An 18,377-nucleotide genomic window follows, 5' to 3' on the forward strand; every position below is an offset into this window, starting at 1 on the left:
TGGTCACTTCATCAGACATTGATATCAAAAATTGTTTTTGATGCTCGATGCTGCGAGTGCCCACACAGATTGCTTGATTCAAATTGTTAAAGAGCAGGGTCAATAACTATAACCCTCACTGGCTTGCTTTGCAAGCCAGACCAGACGCGCACTGCGCCGTGCTGATGGAGGCGCATTATAGGGAACTGTTTTACGCTGGCAAGCAAAAACCCTGTGTTTTTTTGAGAAAGACGCTCAAGCGTTTAAACAACGTACAAATCGAGCAAGGCGCCAGCAAAAAGGGCCCCGATGGGCCCTTTTCATTCTGCTGTCGCGGCAAATCAGATGGAGAAACTGGAACCACAGCCACAGGTGGTAGTGGCATTGGGGTTGGTCACGGTGAAGCGGGAGCCTTCCAGGCCTTCGGTGTAATCCACGCTGCCACCGACCAGGTATTGCAGGCTCATGGGATCGATCACCATGGTCACACCGCTCTTTTCGACCACGGTATCCCCGTCGTTGATCTTCTCATCGAAAGTGAAACCATACTGGAAACCGGAGCAGCCCCCCCCAGTGATGTAGACCCGCAGCTTGAGCTCGGGATTTTCTTCTTCGGTGATCAAGGTCTTTACCTTGTTTGCCGCCGCATCCGTCATCTGGATGGGCAACGGGGCTTCTGCTACTGCACTCATTACTGACCTCACAACCGTTAAATCCACAAACATGGAAACCGCGAAATTATCCAATACCCGACCATTCAGTTCAAGTATTCACCATGCATCATTACTGCACGGCGGGGAGCGGGGCGGGTTGAGCCACCAGAGGCTTGAGCACCTCGCTCCACTCTACCAGCAGCTCCTGGGCCGGTTGACGGCCCTCCTTGGGGATGGTGATACGCACTCGATCCGGGATGAAACCTTCCGGCAGTTGCCAGTTGCCTTCGAGCAGCTGGAAGTAGCGCAGCGCATAACGCCCCTCTCCCACCTTCATGCCGAGATCCCGACTGCTCAGGATCTTGGGTTTGTCAGCCAGACTCCCTTCGACCCTGATCTGCACCTGTCCCCGAAACAGCTCCCGTTTCTTTGCTGGCTGGGTCAGCGCCAGACGATAGTGGTAACGGCCCGGCACGCTGGTCTCCTGCAGGGTCAGATTGTCGATGGCGACGCCCACCTGATCGCCGGTAGGGCGCATGATCCGCTCGAAGAAGGCGAGCTGGCGCTTCTGCTCCTGCACCTGAGCCTCCTGATCCTTGAGGGTCTGCTGCAACTGTTCGAAAGCCGCCTTCTGGGTCGCCAGCAGGGTCTCCTTGACCCCCAGCTCCGTCTTGAGCTGGCTGATGGCCTTGCTCTGGCGCTCCAGCGTCTCCTGCTGCACCGTCATCAGGCTGCTCTGGGCCAGTTCCTGCCGATTCCCAATGAGATAGCCGACAAGCCCTCCCACCACAAGCACCACCAATACCTTCCAGATCTGGGACATAGGGCCTCATCTATTACCACGCCATCCGCGGCCACTTTCCCTTCACTATATGCGACATCGTCTGATTGATGTGAACAAACAAAGGGTTAACCGGCAGTCACACTGCTTTCTCCCCGCTTTTGACGCGCCGCAAGCCGTAAAGTTCGCTCCAGGATCTGGGAATAGATGGGACGCCCCCCCAGCCATTGCGCCACCAGGGTGGCGCCTAGGGTGGTGATCATCATGGGCAGGATCAGCTGATAGTTGTCGGTCATCTCGGTCACCAGCACTATGCCGGTGATGGGGGCCCGCACCGTGGCGGCAAAGAGCGCCCCCATGCCGGCGATGGCGAAGGCACCCGGCTCGATGCCGAGCTCGGGGAATGCCGCATGGAACAGGTGGCCGAAGATCACCCCGAACAGGGTACCGAGTGCCAGGGTGGGAGCGAAGACGCCACCGGGAGCACCGGAGCAGAAACAGACGAGGGTGGCGATGAGGCGCACCGAGAAGATGAGAAACAGGGTGGCCATGGCGTAGTCATCCCCCATCAGCAGCGGAATGAGCTCGGTGCCACCGCCGGTCACCACAGGGGCGAACAGCGACAGCACGCCGAAGGTGCCCGCCACCAGCATGCCGATGGCGACGAAGCGGTGACGCTTGTTTTGATGCAACGCCAGATAGCCGTCCTGGCAGGCCAGCACCAGCTTGTTGAACACGAAACCCAGCACGCCGAAACAGCCCCCCATGACGAGGAACAGCCAGAGCGCCTTCAGGGCCGGGGCATCGTAGTGGGGCAGGCTGATCACCGCACCTTGCCCCTTCATGTTCTGCAGCATCAGGGTCGCCATGACGGCGGAGATCCCCACCGCCTTGATGGCGAGGAAGGAGTAGCGAAACTGCGGTCGCATCTCCTCCATGACAAAGAGGATCCCCGCCAGCGGTGCATTGAAGGCCGCGGCCAGGCCCCCCGCCGCGCCGGCCGCCAGCAGGGCATGGCCGTGTTCCCTCGGCAGCCGGAAGATATCGGCCACCATCTTGCCGAGGTTGCCGCCGATCTGTACCGAGGGCCCCTCCCGCCCCAGCACCATGCCGGAACTCAGGGTGCAGATACCGCCGAAGAACTTGACCGGCAGCACCCGCCACCAGCGCACCGGGCGCAGATCGTCCATGGCCCCCTCGATCTCGGGAATGCCCGACCCGCCCGCCTCCGGCGCAAAGGCATGGGTCAGGAAATAACCGATCATGCCCAGCAGGGCGCTGAAACCAAAGCCGATCAGGCCGAGTTGCCACCAGGGACGATCGGTCATCAGCTCGAGCCGCCGTTCCATCAGCCAGTGCACGCCGGATTCAAACAATCCGCAGACCACGCCAGCCAGGAGTCCGACCAGGGCGGCCAGCAGCAGTACGAGGAGCCGCATCTTGTCCTGCCGGATCAAGCGTTGCAGGACGGGAGGACGAGGCGGCGCACCCGCCTCGCCGTGGGGGATAGTTTGTTGCACCATCTGAAACCACATTGAGTCAGCAAGATTGGAAGACACCCCGGACTCGGCTCGGCTGCCCAGCACAGGGCCTTTCTGCTATAGTCGGCCCGTTTCTTTTATCACGGGAGCAGACCGGGAGCCCGGATGGCGAGAGCGCAAAGCATACTCCTCCCGCCCCGACCTTGCCGAGCCGCAATCCGCCGTCTGTGCCCGGGTAACGACCAAAATCCCATTAAGGATGATCCATGTCAAAATCAGATCAGCTGTTTGAACAGGCCCGCCAGACCATTCCGGGCGGCGTCAACTCACCGGTCCGCGCCTTCAATGGGGTCGGTGGTACCCCCCGCTTCATCGATCACGCCGACGGTGCCTATCTCTATGACGTGGACGGCCAGGCCTACGTGGACTACATCGGCTCCTGGGGCCCCATGCTGCTGGGTCACAACCACCCGGCCATCAAGGCCGCCGTCATCAAGGCGGTGGAAAAGGGGCTGAGCTACGGTGCCCCCACCGAGATCGAGGTGCTGATGGCCGAGAAGGTGCGCCAGATCGTGCCCTCCATGGAGCAGGTTCGGATGGTCAACTCCGGCACCGAGGCCACCATGAGCGCCATCCGCCTGGCACGCGGCTATACGGGCCGCGACAAGATCGTCAAGTTTGAAGGCTGCTATCACGGTCACGCCGACTCCCTGCTGGTCAAGGCCGGCTCCGGCGCCCTGACCCTGGGCCAGCCCAACAGCCCGGGCGTGCCGGCCGACTTCGCCAAGCACACTCTCACCTGTGTCTATAACGATCTGGACTCGGTGCGCGAGGCCTTCACCCAGTACGGCAGCGAGATCGCCTGCATCATAGTCGAGCCGGTGGCGGGCAACATGAACTGCATCCCGCCGGTCCCCGGCTTCCTGGAAGGGCTGCGCGCCATCTGCGACGAATTCGGCGCCCTACTGATCCTGGACGAGGTGATGACCGGCTTCCGCGTCTCCCTGCGCGGCGCCCAGGGCCACTACAACATCGATCCGGACCTCACCACCCTCGGCAAGATCATCGGCGCCGGCATGCCGGTGGGCGCCTTCGGCGGCAAGAAGAAGGTGATGCAGCACATAGCCCCGACCGGTCCCGTCTATCAGGCGGGCACCCTCTCCGGCAACCCGGTGGCCATGGCCGCAGGCCTCGCCATGCTGGATCTGCTGCTGGAACCGGGTCTCTATGATCGGCTGAGCGCCAAGACGGCGCGGGTTGCAGAAGGGCTCAAGGCCGCCGCCGCCAAACACGGCATTCCGCTCGCCATCACCTATGTGGGCGGCATGTTCGGGTTCTTCTTCACCGAAGAGCCCGAGATCACCCGCTATGAGCAGGTGACTCTCTGCGACATGGAACGCTTCAAGCGCTTCTACCATCTGATGCTGGAGGAGGGTGTCTATCTGGCGCCGAGCGCCTACGAGGCGGGTTTCCTGTCCCTGGCCCACGGCGACAAGGAGATCGAGCACACCCTGGCCGCCGCCGAGCGCAGCTTCGCCAAGCTGGCGGGCTGAGCGCCATCCGAATGACAAAGGGCCCGATGGGCCCTTTTTGTTGCCTCGCCTCCGGGCTGGCGCCCACGCTCCCTTCTGGTGCAAGGGGACTCCCCCGGGCCAGGATTTGCCGCCCTCTGGTGCAGCCAGCGCCACCCAGGTTGTCATAAAGCGGGCCCACTATTTGCACTGATCCGTGCAGGAGCCCACTTGACCGAGGTGTGTATGGCAGAGATGAGCCCCATCGATGTGCTGCGGCGCTATCAGGAGTACGAAACCGAGCTGACCCCCCTGCTGCTGGGATTGCTCACCCTCCCCCAGGAGTCCCTCAAGGCCTACTCCTTCGTGCAGGAGGTGCGAAGCCTGACACCACATCAGATGAGCCCCTGCATCCAGGCGCCCATTCCGGCGGCCCAGGGGCAGCTGCGCGTGCTGGTGCAGGGCCACGGTCGCGAACTGGAGATCAACCTGCACCCGCTGATCGCCTGGCTGATGGGAGACAGGGAGCGGCGCCGCGCCATTCCCTGGTTCAGGGCCGTCTACGTCATCCTGAGCCTGGCGCTGTTTCTCATCGTCGGCACCCTGATCTGGCACGGCCTCGAGCAGCTCTACCTGCTGCTGTGCGGCACCCAGCAGAACCGGCTCGGCGCCTTCAGCGCCATCATCTTCCTGACCCTGGCGCTGGCGGTGTTCGATCTGGGCAAGACCATATTGGAGGAGGAGGTGCTGCTGCATAAGGACATCTTCCGCCACAGCGCCATCCGCCGCACCATTACCCGCTTCATCGCCGCCATCCTGATCGCGGTCTCCATCGAGGGGCTGTTGCTGCTGTTCAAGGGCTCCCTCGGCCAGGTCGAGCTGCTCTGGCCTGCGGTGGGGGTGATGGGCTGCGCCGTGGGCTTGCTGCTGGCGCTGGGGCTCTATGTGTTTCTGGGGGCCAGGGCCGAGGCGGCGCTGGTCGCTTCAAGCCAGCGTCCCCCGACCGGGGGAGAGCAGGTGGGGACTCCGCTCGCCAGACGCAGGATCCGGCGAACGAGATAGCAGGTTTGGGTTGATGAGGTTAGCCCGCATCTTCGGCCAGCCGGGGCTGGCTCTCGGGCTCTCCCCTGGCCGCCTTCCAGGAGGCGTACATGGTCCAGGAGGTATAGATGACGATGAAGGCCACCAGCCATTTGAGCATCGCCATGTCCATGGACTGAACCAGCATGGCCGCCAGCACCACCCCGATGGGACCGAAGAGCGCCACCGCCAGCACCGCCCGCGCATCGAAGGCCCCCTTGCGGATGAAGGTGCCCGCCGAGAAGACGCTGAGCACGGCGGTGGACCCCATCATGATGGGGAAGGCCGCCAGCGGGTTCATGCCGAGCAGGTAGACGAGGGTCATGCAGGGGGCAAACAGGCCGATGCCGACGTTCATCAGCACCCCGAAGAGGAAGTTGCCTGCCAGGGCGATCCCGAGCTTGTAACCGCTCAGCCCCATGGCCTCGCCGCCCAGGGGAAACAACCCCAGCAGACCCGCGAAGATGAGGCCGGCCACCACCAGCAGGGAGACCGCCATCACCAGCCGTATGGTCTGGCGATCGAAGGAGGCGACGTGGCGCGCCCCCCAGGCGGCCCCTGCCGCCGCCGCGCCCATCATGCCGACCAGGGTGAGGGGATCCACCTTGACGGCACCGATGAAGATGAGGGACTGGGTGACCGTCGGCAGCACGCACTGACCGTTGAGGGTGCCGGGCAACAGCCGATCGTCGATCAGCTTGAACTGCTTGTAGCAGGCGGTCTTCACCGCGAAGCTGCCGACCCCCAGAGTATCGAGAAAGTTCGCGACGAAGCCGATGCCCGCCACCGGCCAGAAGGGGGTGGGTTCAAGGGAGCCCTGCTGGCGTTTGTGCCACCAGGCGTGGATCAGCATGAAGATAAAGACCAGGGCACAGCCGATAAACAAGAGACGCAGACAAGTGACGAGCATAGGGAGACCTCCAGCAACGGGCGGCGATTCTAAGGCAGTACACGGAAAAAATCCTGGCCAGGATCAAGCTCTCGCCTGATGCAAACGTTTGGTGTCATCCATTTCCGTTGGCAGAATCCGAATGGCGCTGACCATACTTGTCATCAGGGCCAAGGCCCGGGCTCATCGGGCGTAGTCCTGGTCATTTCGCGACGACCACAGCACCGATGGGAGATAAGCAAAAGAAGGCGGGCCACCCCGCCTTCTTTTTATTTCTCGGCCTCCGGGTGGGCTCAGGAGATCCAGCGGGGCAGCCGGGGAGCAATGCGGTCGATCAACCGATCCGACAGGGGGCTCAGCAGCAGGGGCGGCAGGCAGATCAGGGAGAGGCAGAGGGCGCCGACGTAGACATCCGTCATCCAGTGAGCGCCGGCGAGGATGCGGGGGGCCGAGAACAGAGGCACCATCAGCAGGGCGATCATGGCGGCCCGGCGCGGCAGATAGCGCAGGGTGAAGCCGGCGAAGATCATCAGGAACAGGGCGTGATCACCGGGGAAGCTGTCGCCGGCGGAATCCTTGGTCGGGATGGTACTGAGCTCGGTCAGCCGCAGCGCCCCTTCCACCATCAGGGTGGGGCTGGGGCGGCTGACCGGCAGCAGGTGACCGAGCTGATTGATCACCAGGGCCGCCAGCAGCATCACGCATCCCATGGCCACCAGACGGCGGCGATCCTGCTCCCCGGCACGGAAGAAACAGGTGGCGAGGATCCCCCCCATGCAGGCCAGCGCGGCCAGATCGAACAGGCGGTTGTTGGTGATGGCCACCAGATCGGCCCAGCGGGGGGAGTGGCCGAGCCAGCCATTGACCAGTTGGAAGAGGGCGAGATCCCAGTGATCCCAGGGGCCATGATCCGGCAGGGCAGCCCAGCTGAAGGCAATCAGGCCACCGATCAGATAGAGAGGAATGAACTTGCTCATGCCGACTTTTCCTTGGAAAAGCGCGCATTCTAGGTCAGTCAAAAGATGACGTGAATCACAGAAATGTAAGCATTCGTGTCAAAAACGCATTCTATTGAATCCGCCCCTGCCCCGTTCTGCCCCCCTGGCCGGCAGAACGGGCACCGCCGTCTTGGCTCTCCCACGGCTTGCGGCTAGTATGGCCACTCCGTTCACTCAGGATGATGATGATGCGCAGCTACCTTCGCATGATGCTGTTTGCCCTCGGCTTGCTGGCTGGCGTGCAGATCCCCGGGATCGTCGATCTCTACTACCAGCGGCTGGATGCGCGCCTGCAACAGGCCAGCCTCAGTCTGGCACCCTTCCAGCGCACCGCGGATCAGCACTTTCAGGGCGATCTTCAGGCCCTGGTCGCCCACTACGGCGCCAGCCAGGATCCCGTCTTCACCCAGGATGCCGCCAGCCTGCAACAGCTGGTGAGCCAGCAGCGGCACCTGCAGCAGGAACTCGCCTTCCGGGACCAGGCCTGGTATCGGCAGCTCTCCCACCTGCTGCTGCGCGCCGATCCCCTGCTCTGGCAGGACACCCTGCACAACTACGGCTATGTGGTGCCGCTCAATCAGGCCGCCATCCTCTGCGGCGTGGCGGTGGGCCTGATGGCCTCCCTGCTGGGGGATCTGCTGCTCAGCCTCCTGGCGCTGCCCTTTCGCCCGCGCCAGCCGCTCTCCCGGCGCAGCCTGCGCTGATCCCCCAGGTGCCGCCATGTCCGGCGGCGCCCCCGAACGCGGTCATTCGAAGGGTTCGAGATAGGCCCCGATGGCCTTCTTGAGCCAGGCCAGCACCTTGCCATGGTGGGCATTTTCCGCCAGATAGACCCCGTAGTCGCGCCACTGCAGGCTGAACTTGTGTTTCAGGGTCAGCAGCTCCCCCTGGCGCAGCTGGCTCTGGATCAGCGGTGACGGCAGCACGGCCCAACCGAGGCCGTCGAGCACCGCATCCCGCATCAGCTCGAAGCTCGACAGCCCGATGTGATGACCGCCTATGGGCAGCAGGCTCTTGACCGAGAATTCGTCCACATAGGAGAGGGTGACCTGGGTATGGCCGGTCAGATCCTGCTGCAGCACCCGCTTCAGGCTGGCCAGCGGGTGGCTCGGGGCCACCACCATCAGGGTGCGGATTGGGTTGAGCACCTCGATGCTGAGGCCGCTGCGCTCCTGCTCCTCGGTGATGAGGCCGAAGGCGGCATCCACGAACCCCTCCTCCACCAGGGCGGGCAGCTCAGGCGGCGAGGCCAGCACCAGGGAGATGCTGGTGCCGGGAAACTGGTGGCGCAGCTGGCCCAGCATCTCCCGCCACACCGCCTCGGGGATGGCGTCGTCGCGCGCCACCCGCAGCGCCACCTCGGCGCCGGAGGCATGGTGCTCGCACTTGAGCTTGAGGCTGTTGGCGGCCTGCAGCAGCCGTTTGCAGTCGTCCAGCACCTGCTCGCCGATCTCGGTCAGCCGGCTCTGGTTGGCCCCTCGTTCAAAAAGTTCGACGCCAAGCTCAACCTCAAGCGCCGCGATCGCCGTGCTGACCGCGCTGCGACTCTTGCCAAGGCGGCGGGCCGCATTGGCGATGGAGCCACTGCTGGCTGATTCCACAAAGAGTTGTATCTGGTAGAGCTTCATGATCACGGCCGGGGGCTGGGTATCCGGCATTCACCTTATCTCGCCCGCTGCTGCCAAGGCAAACCGTCAGCGTCTGAGTTGTCGACGCTCAGCGATTCTGCCTCCTGAACGGGCTGCGGCTATCATGGCCCCGTCGCAGCAACAAGAGGACATGTTATGTCATTCAATCCCATGCTTCTGGCCCGCCTCTTCCTGACGGGCGCCATCCTGACCGAGGTCGCCGGCACCTCCACCATGGCCATGATCCCGGAGAACCAGGCTGGCTGGCTCAACTACCTGCCCATGTGGGCACTCATCTCGCTCTCCTACCTGTTGTTGGCCAAAGCCGCCACAACAATCTCCATTGGCATTGCCTTCGCGCTCTGGGAGGGGCTGGGGATCGCGCTGATCACCGTCGTCTCCGTGCTGTTCCTCGACTACCGCCTGAATGCTCAGGAGTTGATCGGACTGGCGCTGGCCATAGTGGGGATTGTTCTGGTGACGATGGGTGAGCGCCACGAGGAGCCGGTCACCCCCATGCACAGCGCCCACGAGGCCAGGGAGGTCCCATGCACCCGCTGATGATAGTGCTGGGCGCCGCCCTGCTGGATATCGGCGCCAACATGGCAATCAACCGCTCGCTCGGCTTTCGCCACAAGGGCTGGGGCCTGCTCGGCATCCTGCTGGTACTGTGCGCCTTCACCCTGCTGTCGGAGGCGGTCAGCACGGGCCGGATCGATCTTGCCGTGGCCTATGCCACCTGGGGCGCCATCGGGATCCTGGGCACCGCCCTCGGCGGACTGCTGCTGTTCGGCGAGCGGCTCAAGCCCATCGGCTGGGTCGGCATCCTAGTGATGGCCGTCGCCGTGGCCCTGCTCACCACCGCCTGACCCCTAGTTGACGCAAAGAAAGAAGCCGCCCGGTTTGCCTGGCGGCTTCTTCTGTTTGGGGGACTGAGGCCTGAACGGCACATCCCTATGGCTGTGCTTCGTAGAGCTCCAGCGGCAGGCCGTCGGGGTCGGCGAAGAAGGTGAAGCGCCGGCCGGTCAGCTCGTCCACCCGCACCGGCTCCACCTCGACGCCGTGCCGCTGCAGATGGGCGATGACCCGGTCCAGCTCCCCCACCCGGAACGCCAGGTGGCGCAAACCGCACGCCTCCGGCCGGGAGGGGCGCGGCGGCGGAGCCGGAAAGCTGAACAGCTCCAGCTGGCTTCCGTCCGGCAGCGCCAGATCCAGCTTCCACGACTGGCGCTCGGCCCTCAGGGTCTCCGCAATGACGGGCAGCCCCAGCACCTGGTGATAGAAGTGGCGGGAGCGCTCATAGTCGCTGGCGATGATGGCCACGTGGTGGATGGCGTCAAACAGGGGAGTCGTCATGGGCACTCCTTGCAACACGGGCAGCCATGGCTGCCCGTCGCAGTTAGTTGAAGAAACCGTTGAACCAGTTGTCCAGCGCGTTGACCGGGTTGGAGACCGGGCTGGCACAGCTCATGGGCTCGGCCAGACCGGCCAGCTTGGCCGGCACCTGCAGGCTGCCGGGGCAGTCGCTGGCCACCCGGGCCCCGCTCGCGCGGGAGAAGTTGGCCCAGCTCACCCCTTCCGGCATCTTCAGCCCCAGGCTGTTGACCCCGCGCTGGCTCATGTAGCCGCTGAACAGCTGGAGCGCCCCGCTGGCACCGGTCAGCCCGGCCGGGGTGTTGTCGTCGCGGCCGACCCAGACGCTCACCAGCTCGTTGTTGTCCATCCCGGCGAACCAGGAGTCCCGTAGCTCGTTGGTGGTCCCCGTCTTGGCGGCCATGGTGGCGCCGGGGAACTTGGCGCCCAGCGCCCGGGCCGTGCCCTGGCTCACCGTCTTGGTCATGGCGAACAGGGTCAGCCAGCTCGCCTGGGGATCCGTCACCCGCTTCGCGGTCTCGTCATGCTGGTAGAGCTGGCTGCCATCGCCGTTCACCACGGCGCGGATGGCCGACAACGGCTGGGTCAGCCCCTGGTTCGCGATGGGCAGGTACATCTGGTTCACCTCCATGGGGGAGAGGGCCACCGCCCCCAGCACCAGGGACGGATAAGGCTGGATCTCCTGCTCCACGCCGAGCTTGTGCAGGGTGTCCACCACCTTGTCCAGGCCGACCTGCATCCCGAGGTTGACGGTCGGCACGTTGAGGGAGCTGGCCAGCGCCTCCATCAGCGGCACGCTCTGGCGGAACTTGCGATCGTAGTTCTGGGGCGTCCAGATCTGGCCGTCCTGGCCGCGGATGCGGATCGGCTGATCTTTCAGCGGTGTGCCCAGGGTCAGGCCGTTGGAGAGGCCGGTCAGATAGACCGCCGGCTTCACCAGGGAGCCTATCTGGCGGCGGGCATCCAGCGCCCGGTTGAAGCCGGCGTAACGGGGATCCCGTCCCCCCACCATGGCCACCACCTCGCCCTTGTGCCAGTCGGAGACCACCATGGCCGCCTCCAGCTTCTTCTTGCCGCGCTGCTTCTCTATGGTGGCCAGCCCCGTCTGCACCGCCTGCTCGGCGGCGTGCTGGGCGATGGGATCCAGGCTGGTGAAGATCTTGAGGCCGGACTGTTTGAGCAGATCCGGGCCGAAGCGGCTCTGGATCTCCCGCTTGAGCAGCCCCATGAAGGCCGGGGTGCGGCCATAGCTCATCTGGCCGCGGGCGATGATGCCCAGCGGCTGCTTGCTGGCGAGCTCATACTCGGCCTGGGTCAGGCTGCCGTGGTCCATCAGGAGCTTGAGCACCAGATCCCGGCGCGCCTTGGCCCGGTCCGGGAAGCGCCAGGGATCGTAATAGGAGGGGCCCTTCACCATGCCCACCAGCAGGGCCACCTGATCGATGTCCAGCTCGTTGACCGGAATGCCGAAGTAGAAGTAGGAGGCCAACCCGAAGCCGTAAACCCCCTGGGAGAAGTTCTGCCCCAGATAGACCTCGTTGAGGTAGGCCTCCAGGATCTCGTCCTTGCTGTAGCGGTAGTCGATGAGCACCGCCATATAGGCCTCCTGCAGCTTGCGCCACAGGCTGCGCTCACGGGTCAGGAAGAAGTTCTTGGCGAGCTGCTGGGTGAGGGTGCTGCCCCCCTGGACGGTGCGCCCCGCCAGCAGGTTGGCCGCCATGGCGCGCATGATGGCCACGGGCGAGACGCCGCCGTGCTGGTAGAAGTCACGGTCTTCCGTGGTGAGCAGGGTGACCAGCAGGCTGTCAGGCACCTCGGAGAGCCGCACCAGCAGACGATCCTCCCGATCCTCGGTGTTGAGGCGATCCAGCAGCACAGGGTCCATCTGGGCGTAGCCGAGCTGACGCTGGTTCTCCAGGGACTGAATTCCCTCGAGCCGCGCCCCGTTGAAGGTGAGGCGCAGGCCGCGGGCGCCGTCGGCCCCGTCGTGGAACTCGAATGGACGGCGGATAAGCTCGATGCGGTTGCCGCTCACTGCGTACTCCCCGGGGGTGTGCGGCTGGCGCACCTGCTTGTAGCTCAGCATGTTGAGCTCGCGCAGCATCTGGGTCTGGGAGAGACGCTGGCTGGGATAGAGCTCCAGCGGGCGACTGTAGACCATCACGGGCAACTGCCACTTCTCGCCGTCGAAGCGCTCGCGCACCTTGGTATCCAGGTAGATGCCGAACACCACCATGAAGGCGCCCACCACCAGGGAGATCTTGAAACCAAGCCAGAACAGGGTGCGCCAGATGGTGCGTTTGGGCGCCGCCTTCTTGGGGGGGCTCTTGCGTCGTTGGGTTGCCATAAATCCTCTTGTTTTCCTACTCGTCATCTCGCATTCGCGAGCGGCCAGGGATGCCGGTTCCTGTGGTGGATCGGCCCTGTGCCTGGTCCATCCTGCTCTGGTCGCACCGGCCGGTCACTTTAGTGCCGGCTATTCCTGCAGCCCCATCTTCTTCTTGGTCACCCTGGTCGGCATGGCCTCCAGCGGATTGTCCGGCCAGTAGTGACGGGGGTAGCGACCCTTCATCTCTTTCTTTACCTGTTCGTAGGATCCCGCCCAGAAGGCGGCGAGATCCGCGGTGATCTGCAAGGGCCGCTGGGCCGGGGAGAGCAGCTCCACCACCAGGGGCACCCGGCCGTCGGCCACGCAGGGGGTGGCGCCCAACCCGAACATCTCCTGGATGCGCACCGGGATCGCCGGCGCCTGCCCCGGCTGGTAGCGGATTCGCACCCGGCTGCCGGTCGGCGCCGTGAAATGGCCAGGCAGCGCCTCGTCCAGCCGCCTTGGCAGCGGCCAAGGCAGGGACTGGCGCAGGATGTCGCTCATGTCGAGCTTTTTCAACTGCTCCAGTCGGGTCAGGCCGCTCACCGCCGGCAGCAGCCACTGCTCGAGGCCCGCGAGCAGGCTCTCCTCGTCCATCGCGGGCCAGCCCTCGTCCGGCAGCCACTCGGCGGCGCAGCGCAAGCGGGCCAGCAGCCCCTCGCTGGCGTCGTCCCAGGGCAGCACGTGCAGCCCCTTGCGCCGGATCCCCTGCAGCAGGCAGCGCCCCTTCTGTTCGTCCGACAGCTCGGTGAGCGGCCGCTGACTCAGCACCAGCTCGCCCAGCACCTGCTGGCGCTCCGCCCGTACCCGCTCCTCACGCTCGTCCCAGTCGAACCACTGGCGCTCGCTCACCATCTCCGGCAGCAGGCGCACCAGCTCGTCCAGCACCACAGGCTCAGCAATGAAGATGCGGCTGCCGCGCTCGTTCTGACCCATTTCGACGGCCACGAGGGCCCCCTGCCCCTGACAGGGATGCCCTTCTACCAGATCGCAGCTCACCCCGCCACTGAGCTGGTAGCGCTGGCCGCTGCGCAGCCTGCCGATGCGATCGGGCCAGGCGAGGGCGCACAGCAACCCCAGCCACTGGCCCCGGGCGGCCTCCTGGCGCGCGCCGAGCCGCTCGAACCAGCGGGTGGCCCCCTGGCGCAGGGCCCCTTGCCGGCGGTGGAACAGCACGGCAAGGCGTTCGGATCCTCGCAGATCTTCTTCCAGCAGCGCCACCAGGAAAGCCGCATCGGCGACAATCCCTGTCAGACCCTCGGCTTCCAGCTCCCGGGCCCGCAGCAACATGCGGGCGAGGCGGGGATGGGTACCGAACGCCGCCATCACCCTCCCCTCGGGGGTCAACTGTTGCTCGCCGCCCGGCTTCATGGCACCCAGGGTCACCAGCAGCCGCTGGGCACTGGCCACGGCGGCGGCCGGGGGCGGGTCCAGCAGCGGCAGCGCCTCCACCCTGGCCCCCCACTGGGCGGCATCCAGCAGCAGGCCGGTCAGCTCCTGGGTCAGGATGTCGGGGGGGCTCTGCTCGGCGAGGCGCTCCTGCACCTCGCCGCTCCAGAGCCGGTAGCAGACGCCGGGGCCAAGACGACCGGCCCGCCCTGCCCGCTGGGTTGCGGAGGACTTGGCGATGGGGCGGGTCTCCAGCCGGGTGACACCGCTCTTGAGATCGAAGGAGGCACGCCGCTCCAGCCCGCTGTCGACGACCACCGAGATCCCCTCGATGGTGAGAGAGGTCTCCGCCACATTGGTGGTGAGCACCAGCTTGCGACGGCCCGCCGGGGCCGGATCTATGGCCGCCTGCTGGGCCGCCATGTCGAGGCGGCCGTAGAGAGGGGCGAGGATCACCTCGTCCGGCAGCCGCCCTTCCAGCCACTGCGCCAGCCGCTCTATCTCCCCCTGGCCCGGGAGGAAGACCAGGGCGCTGCCATCGTGGGCGGCCAGCGCCTCCAGCACCACGGCGCCGAGCTGGGGTTCCAGCCACTGCTGGCGGTTGGCGGGGCGATAGTGGTACTCGATGGGAAAGCCGCGTCCCTCGGAGCGCACCACGGGGGCATCCGGCAAAAGCCGCTCCAGCGCCATGCCATCCAGGGTGGCGGACATCACCAGGAGCTTGAGATCGTCGCGCAACCCCTGCTGGCTCTCGATGGCGAAGGCCAGGGCGGTGTCGGCGTGCAGGCTGCGCTCGTGGAACTCGTCGAAGATCACCAGCGAGACGCCGGTGAGCTCGGGATCCTGCTGCAGCATCCGGGTCAGCACCCCCTCGGTCACGATCTCGAGCCGGGTGGCGGCGCTGGTGCGGCTCTCGCCCCGCACCCGCAGGCCCACGCGCTCCCCCACCTTCTCCCCCAGCTGGCGCGCCAGGAAGCTCGCGATGTTGCGTGCCGCGAGGCGTCTGGGCTCCAGCATGATGATGCGACCGGGCAGCCGCTGCCGGCGCACCAGCTCCAGGGGCAGCAGGGTCGACTTGCCCGCCCCCGGCGGCGCCTGCAGGATCACGCTGGCGTGGCGGTCGATGGCGGCAAACAGCTCGGGCAGCACCGAGACGATGGGGAGTGAAGACAAAGCGGCGCGGACCTTCTGTGATGACTTGGAAAAGGCGTCCATTCTGCCACAGCCACCCGGCCACCGTAAGCGGCACTGCCCGCCCCCTGCTGGCGGGCCAGGCGACACGGCAAGACATCCGGGGAGCAGCTGCCATAGAATGGCCCCCTGCGATGAGCACCACGAGGACAGACACCGCGCATGCCCAAACTCTTCTTTGCCCTGCCCCTGCCCACCCTGGCCCCCGAGCTGGCGGCCTGGCGCGACCGGCGCCCCTGGCCCGGCCTGCCGGTGCCGGAAGCCAATCTGCACCTGACCCTGGCCTTCCTCGGGGAGGCCGACGAGGCGACCCAAGCCCGCCTGCTCGCGCTCGCCGGCCAGCAGCACTGTCCGCCCTTCAGCGTTCATCTGGATCAGACCGGCTGGTTTCAGCGTGCCAAGGCGGCCTGGGTGGGCCCCAGCGAATGGCCGAACGAGCTCACCGTCCTGGCCAGGGCCCTGCGCCGCCACGGCGAGAAGCTGGGGCTTGGCAACGGCGAGCAGGGCTATCGCCCCCATGTCACCCTGTCGCGCAAGGCGAACGAGGCCCCCGGCGAGCTGCCCGCCCCCGACTTTCAGCTCGAGGCGAACCGCTTCTGCCTCTACCGGTCCGTCAGCACTCCGGACGGCGTCCATTACGAGCCGCTGGCCTGCTGGCCCCTGCGCGCCCGCCCCAAACCCGCAGCACGCCCTCGCCCCGACACCAACGCCCAGGAGAACCGCCGATGATCTTCGCTCCTCCCCTGCAATCCGGGCAGCTGATCGCCCGCTACAAGCGCTTCCTGACCGACGTACAACTCGAGGGCGGCGAGGTGATCACCCTCCACTGCGCCAATACCGGTGCCATGACCGGCTGCGCCGAGCCCGGTACCCGGGTCTGGTATTCCACCTCTAACAATCCCAGGCGCAAGCTGGCCCACAGCTGGGAGATCGCCGAGAGCCCGGCGGGCCACTTCATCTGCGTCAACACTGCCCGGGCCAACCAGATTGCACGGGAGCTGATTGAGCAGGGCGCCATCGCGCCGCTGGCGGGCTATGCCAGGCTGCGCACCGAGGTGAAATATGGCGAGGAGAACAGCCGCATCGACCTGCTGCTGGAGGATGACGAGCGGCCGGATTGTTACATCGAGGTGAAGTCGGTGACCCTGCTCGACGAGCGGGAGCAGCCGGGCATGGGTTACTTCCCCGATGCCGTGACCGCCCGCGGCGCCAAGCACTTGCGTGAATTGATGGCCATGAAGGCGGCCGGCCACAGGGCCGTGCTGCTATTTATGGTGCTGCACTCCGGCATCGAGCGGATGCGGCCTGCGGCCCATATCGATCCGCTCTATAGTCAACTTATCGAGCAGGCGATGGCGGCAGGGGTTGAAATTTTATGCTATCGCCCCCATGTTGGGGTGCAGGGCATTGTGGCGCAAGATTTTATCCCGTTTGAATCTGGCCATATGCTACCCGAGGGCAAAGAATAAATGCGGAAGTGGGTAACATTATTGACAAGGCTTGTTTGCCTCCCGTTGACCCTTCTGCTATAGATGTCGCCCTCAATTTATGGATGGCACGGGTAGCGTGCTGAATTAGGAGACAGGGCATGCCAACAGGCGAAAACAGGAAATCTCTGGGCCCCCTGGCCATTGCGGGTGTAGAGCCTTACCAGATGAAAGCCGGTGAGGAGTACATGAATGACCAACAGAAGGTACATTTTCGCAAGATCCTGGGAGCCTGGCGCAACCAACTGATGCAGGAAGTTGACCGCACCGTCGACCACATGAAGGATGAGGCTGCCAACTTCCCGGATCCCGTGGATCGCGCCGCGCAAGAAGAAGAGTTTGCTCTCGAACTGCGCACCCGCGACCGTGAACGCAAGCTGATCAAGAAGATCGAGAAAACCTTGCTGCTGCTCGAAGAAGATGACTTCGGTTACTGCGAGCATTGCGGCATCGAGATCGGCATCCGCCGTCTGGAAGCCCGTCCGACCGCAGACCTCTGCGTGGACTGCAAGACGCTGGCCGAGATCAAGGAAAAACAGATGGCTGGCTGATGCCGCCCATCCACAGAAACGAAAAGGGAGCCCAGGCTCCCTTTTTTATTGAGCTTTTGGTCGGGCCGTCCCAGAATGCAGCCTCAATGCATCGCCTACCCGAATTGCCATGGTCATGACATCCCCCCCCTCCCGACGCCCCTATGTGGGCCGCTTCGCCCCCTCACCGTCCGGCCCGCTCCACTTCGGCTCCCTGGTCGCCGCCCTTGGCAGCTTCTTGCAGGCCAGGGCGCAGCAGGGACGCTGGCTGGTGCGCATCGAAGACATCGACCCCCCGCGGGAGATGCCGGGAGCGGCTGACCTTATCCTCACCACCCTGGAGGCACACGGTCTTGGCTGGGATGGGGAGGTGATGTTCCAGAGCGCGCGCCATGGCCGCTATGACGAGATCATCGATCAGCTCTATCGGGCCGGGGATCTCTACTGGTGCCACTGTACCCGACGCGAAATCATGGCCGCAGGGGGGTTCTACAACGGTCATTGCCGCACCCTGGGGCTGACCGCCGAGGGGTGTGCCGCCCGTTTGCGCCAGCACCACCCGGTCTATCGGTTCGAGGATGCGCTGCAGGGAGAGATCACCGTCCCCGCGGCGCTGGCGGAGGAGGATTTTATCGTGCGCCGCCGGGACAGGCTCTACGCCTACAACCTGGCGGTGGTGGTGGATGACATGGACAGCGGCATCACCGAGATCGTCCGCGGCGCCGATCTGCTGGAGCCCACGGTGCGCCAGATTGCCCTCTACCAGACCCTGGGGGCAGAGGTGCCCGCCTGGGTGCACCTGCCACTGGCGGTGCAAGCGGATGGCAACAAGCTCTCCAAGCAGAACCATGCGCCGGCGCTGTCGCAGGACGAGGTACGACCGGCCCTGTGGCAGGCGCTGCACTTTCTCGGTCAGTGCCCGCCGCCCGAGCTGATGGCGAGCCGGATCGACGAGATCATCAGCTGGGGCATCGCCCACTGGCAGCTGGCCCGGGTACCCCGCCAGCAGAAGATCACGCAAGGGCAAAGCTAGCCCCG

General features: G+C 65.0%; 18 protein-coding genes. 9 read left to right on the forward strand and 9 right to left on the reverse strand.

The annotated features are described in order from the left end of the window. Positions 1-320: 320 nt before the first annotated feature. The 3 genes from erpA to clcA all read right to left on the reverse strand — a co-directional run bounded on the left by erpA (position 321) and on the right by clcA (position 2,936). Positions 321-671 carry an iron-sulfur cluster insertion protein ErpA gene (gene erpA / locus AB5Y72_RS11010; RefSeq protein ID WP_010675554.1) on the reverse strand — a complete coding sequence of 117 codons (351 nt, stop codon included), beginning with the start codon at positions 669-671 and terminating at the stop codon, positions 321-323. 91 nt (positions 672-762) lie between these two features. Then, complete coding sequence (locus AB5Y72_RS11015; protein ID WP_325782925.1) at positions 763-1,455, reverse strand: DUF6776 family protein; 693 nt, start codon at positions 1,453-1,455, stop codon at positions 763-765. 86 nt (positions 1,456-1,541) lie between these two features. Beyond that, positions 1,542-2,936, reverse strand: a complete 1,395-nt coding sequence (gene clcA, locus AB5Y72_RS11020) for a H(+)/Cl(-) exchange transporter ClcA (RefSeq protein ID WP_325782924.1) — start codon at positions 2,934-2,936, stop codon at positions 1,542-1,544. A gap of 224 nt (positions 2,937-3,160) precedes the next feature. Here clcA and hemL point away from each other — a divergent pair, with 224 nt between their 5' ends. Next, on the forward strand, positions 3,161-4,447 hold the full coding sequence (gene hemL / locus AB5Y72_RS11025) for a glutamate-1-semialdehyde 2,1-aminomutase (RefSeq protein ID WP_219143565.1): 1,287 nt from the start codon (positions 3,161-3,163) through the stop codon (positions 4,445-4,447). Positions 4,448-4,651: 204 nt separating this feature from the next. Continuing rightward, on the forward strand, positions 4,652-5,467 hold the full coding sequence (locus tag AB5Y72_RS11030) for a hypothetical protein (RefSeq protein WP_219143564.1): 816 nt from the start codon (positions 4,652-4,654) through the stop codon (positions 5,465-5,467). Between the two features lie 19 nt (positions 5,468-5,486). On the opposite strand, the gene AB5Y72_RS11035 is transcribed toward AB5Y72_RS11030, so the two are convergent. Together AB5Y72_RS11035 and AB5Y72_RS11040 are read right to left on the reverse strand one after the other, a co-directional pair. Next, on the reverse strand, positions 5,487-6,395 hold the full coding sequence (locus AB5Y72_RS11035; protein ID WP_042077787.1) for a sulfite exporter TauE/SafE family protein: 909 nt from the start codon (positions 6,393-6,395) through the stop codon (positions 5,487-5,489). 272 nt (positions 6,396-6,667) lie between these two features. Beyond that, positions 6,668-7,351, reverse strand: a complete 684-nt coding sequence (locus tag AB5Y72_RS11040; protein ID WP_216990944.1) for a phosphatase PAP2 family protein — start codon at positions 7,349-7,351, stop codon at positions 6,668-6,670. A 209-nt stretch (positions 7,352-7,560) separates the two neighbouring features. Here AB5Y72_RS11040 and AB5Y72_RS11045 point away from each other — a divergent pair, with 209 nt between their 5' ends. Continuing rightward, complete coding sequence (locus tag AB5Y72_RS11045) at positions 7,561-8,076, forward strand: DUF2937 family protein (RefSeq protein WP_042077825.1); 516 nt, start codon at positions 7,561-7,563, stop codon at positions 8,074-8,076. Positions 8,077-8,118: 42 nt separating this feature from the next. Here the strand turns inward: AB5Y72_RS11045 and AB5Y72_RS11050 are convergent, their stop codons facing one another. Then, complete coding sequence (locus tag AB5Y72_RS11050; protein ID WP_210600816.1) at positions 8,119-9,000, reverse strand: LysR family transcriptional regulator; 882 nt, start codon at positions 8,998-9,000, stop codon at positions 8,119-8,121. 156 nt (positions 9,001-9,156) lie between these two features. Between AB5Y72_RS11050 and AB5Y72_RS11055 the strand changes: the two genes are divergently transcribed. Both AB5Y72_RS11055 and AB5Y72_RS11060 read left to right on the forward strand, forming a co-directional pair. Then, complete coding sequence (locus tag AB5Y72_RS11055; RefSeq protein ID WP_219143563.1) at positions 9,157-9,561, forward strand: SMR family transporter; 405 nt, start codon at positions 9,157-9,159, stop codon at positions 9,559-9,561. After that, a complete protein-coding gene (locus tag AB5Y72_RS11060; RefSeq protein WP_325782923.1) occupies positions 9,549-9,869 on the forward strand; it encodes an SMR family transporter in 321 nt (106 codons plus the stop codon). The genes AB5Y72_RS11055 and AB5Y72_RS11060 overlap by 13 nt, the downstream gene beginning before the upstream one ends. Before the next feature lie 85 nt (positions 9,870-9,954). Here AB5Y72_RS11060 and AB5Y72_RS11065 read toward each other — a convergent pair whose 3' ends face one another. The 3 genes from AB5Y72_RS11065 to hrpB all read right to left on the reverse strand — a co-directional run bounded on the left by AB5Y72_RS11065 (position 9,955) and on the right by hrpB (position 15,304). Beyond that, complete coding sequence (locus AB5Y72_RS11065) at positions 9,955-10,356, reverse strand: VOC family protein (RefSeq protein ID WP_216990946.1); 402 nt, start codon at positions 10,354-10,356, stop codon at positions 9,955-9,957. A gap of 43 nt (positions 10,357-10,399) precedes the next feature. After that, positions 10,400-12,721: a penicillin-binding protein 1B gene (mrcB, locus tag AB5Y72_RS11070; RefSeq protein WP_202041727.1), complete on the reverse strand. Its 2,322-nt coding sequence runs from the start codon at positions 12,719-12,721 to the stop codon at positions 10,400-10,402. Positions 12,722-12,850: 129 nt separating this feature from the next. Beyond that, on the reverse strand, positions 12,851-15,304 hold the full coding sequence (gene hrpB / locus AB5Y72_RS11075; RefSeq protein ID WP_219143560.1) for an ATP-dependent helicase HrpB: 2,454 nt from the start codon (positions 15,302-15,304) through the stop codon (positions 12,851-12,853). Between the two features lie 180 nt (positions 15,305-15,484). Here hrpB and thpR point away from each other — a divergent pair, with 180 nt between their 5' ends. The 4 genes from thpR to gluQRS all read left to right on the forward strand — a co-directional run bounded on the left by thpR (position 15,485) and on the right by gluQRS (position 18,372). Continuing rightward, positions 15,485-16,051 carry an RNA 2',3'-cyclic phosphodiesterase gene (gene thpR, locus AB5Y72_RS11080; protein WP_325782922.1) on the forward strand — a complete coding sequence of 189 codons (567 nt, stop codon included), beginning with the start codon at positions 15,485-15,487 and terminating at the stop codon, positions 16,049-16,051. Then, positions 16,048-16,791 carry a DNA/RNA nuclease SfsA gene (gene sfsA / locus AB5Y72_RS11085; RefSeq protein ID WP_042077797.1) on the forward strand — a complete coding sequence of 248 codons (744 nt, stop codon included), beginning with the start codon at positions 16,048-16,050 and terminating at the stop codon, positions 16,789-16,791. The genes thpR and sfsA overlap by 4 nt, the downstream gene beginning before the upstream one ends. Before the next feature lie 119 nt (positions 16,792-16,910). Next, entirely contained in the window at positions 16,911-17,360 is a 450-nt protein-coding gene (gene dksA / locus AB5Y72_RS11090; RefSeq protein ID WP_029314801.1) for an RNA polymerase-binding protein DksA, read from the forward strand. A 109-nt stretch (positions 17,361-17,469) separates the two neighbouring features. Beyond that, the gene (gluQRS, locus tag AB5Y72_RS11095) at positions 17,470-18,372 is read left to right on the forward strand and encodes a tRNA glutamyl-Q(34) synthetase GluQRS (protein ID WP_325782921.1); all 903 of its coding nucleotides are present in this window, start codon (positions 17,470-17,472) and stop codon (positions 18,370-18,372) included. Positions 18,373-18,377 lie beyond the last annotated feature (5 nt).

It is taken from the genome of Aeromonas sp. R7-4 (assembly GCF_040908055.1).
GTDB classification, from domain to species: Bacteria; Pseudomonadota; Gammaproteobacteria; order Enterobacterales; family Aeromonadaceae; genus Aeromonas; species Aeromonas sanarellii.

Bases quoted from the DNA above. Each gene is read 5' to 3' on its own strand.
- AB5Y72_RS11035 (WP_042077787.1), bottom strand. From the start codon at position 6,395: ATGCTCGTCACTTGTCTGCGTCTCTTGTTTATCGGCTGTGCCCTGGTC.
- hemL (WP_219143565.1), top strand. From the start codon at position 3,161: ATGTCAAAATCAGATCAGCTGTTTGAACAGGCCCGCCAGACCATTCCG.
- clcA (WP_325782924.1), bottom strand. From the start codon at position 2,936: ATGGTGCAACAAACTATCCCCCACGGCGAGGCGGGTGCGCCGCCTCGT.
- AB5Y72_RS11040 (WP_216990944.1), bottom strand. From the start codon at position 7,351: ATGAGCAAGTTCATTCCTCTCTATCTGATCGGTGGCCTGATTGCCTTC.
- sfsA (WP_042077797.1), top strand. From the start codon at position 16,048: ATGATCTTCGCTCCTCCCCTGCAATCCGGGCAGCTGATCGCCCGCTAC.
- AB5Y72_RS11030 (WP_219143564.1), top strand. From the start codon at position 4,652: ATGGCAGAGATGAGCCCCATCGATGTGCTGCGGCGCTATCAGGAGTAC.
- AB5Y72_RS11065 (WP_216990946.1), bottom strand. From the start codon at position 10,356: ATGACGACTCCCCTGTTTGACGCCATCCACCACGTGGCCATCATCGCC.
- AB5Y72_RS11060 (WP_325782923.1), top strand. From the start codon at position 9,549: ATGCACCCGCTGATGATAGTGCTGGGCGCCGCCCTGCTGGATATCGGC.
- gluQRS (WP_325782921.1), top strand. From the start codon at position 17,470: ATGGTCATGACATCCCCCCCCTCCCGACGCCCCTATGTGGGCCGCTTC.
- AB5Y72_RS11015 (WP_325782925.1), bottom strand. From the start codon at position 1,455: ATGTCCCAGATCTGGAAGGTATTGGTGGTGCTTGTGGTGGGAGGGCTT.
- AB5Y72_RS11045 (WP_042077825.1), top strand. From the start codon at position 7,561: ATGCGCAGCTACCTTCGCATGATGCTGTTTGCCCTCGGCTTGCTGGCT.
- mrcB (WP_202041727.1), bottom strand. From the start codon at position 12,721: ATGGCAACCCAACGACGCAAGAGCCCCCCCAAGAAGGCGGCGCCCAAA.
- erpA (WP_010675554.1), bottom strand. From the start codon at position 671: ATGAGTGCAGTAGCAGAAGCCCCGTTGCCCATCCAGATGACGGATGCG.
- AB5Y72_RS11055 (WP_219143563.1), top strand. From the start codon at position 9,157: ATGTCATTCAATCCCATGCTTCTGGCCCGCCTCTTCCTGACGGGCGCC.
- AB5Y72_RS11050 (WP_210600816.1), bottom strand. From the start codon at position 9,000: ATGAAGCTCTACCAGATACAACTCTTTGTGGAATCAGCCAGCAGTGGC.
- dksA (WP_029314801.1), top strand. From the start codon at position 16,911: ATGCCAACAGGCGAAAACAGGAAATCTCTGGGCCCCCTGGCCATTGCG.
- thpR (WP_325782922.1), top strand. From the start codon at position 15,485: ATGCCCAAACTCTTCTTTGCCCTGCCCCTGCCCACCCTGGCCCCCGAG.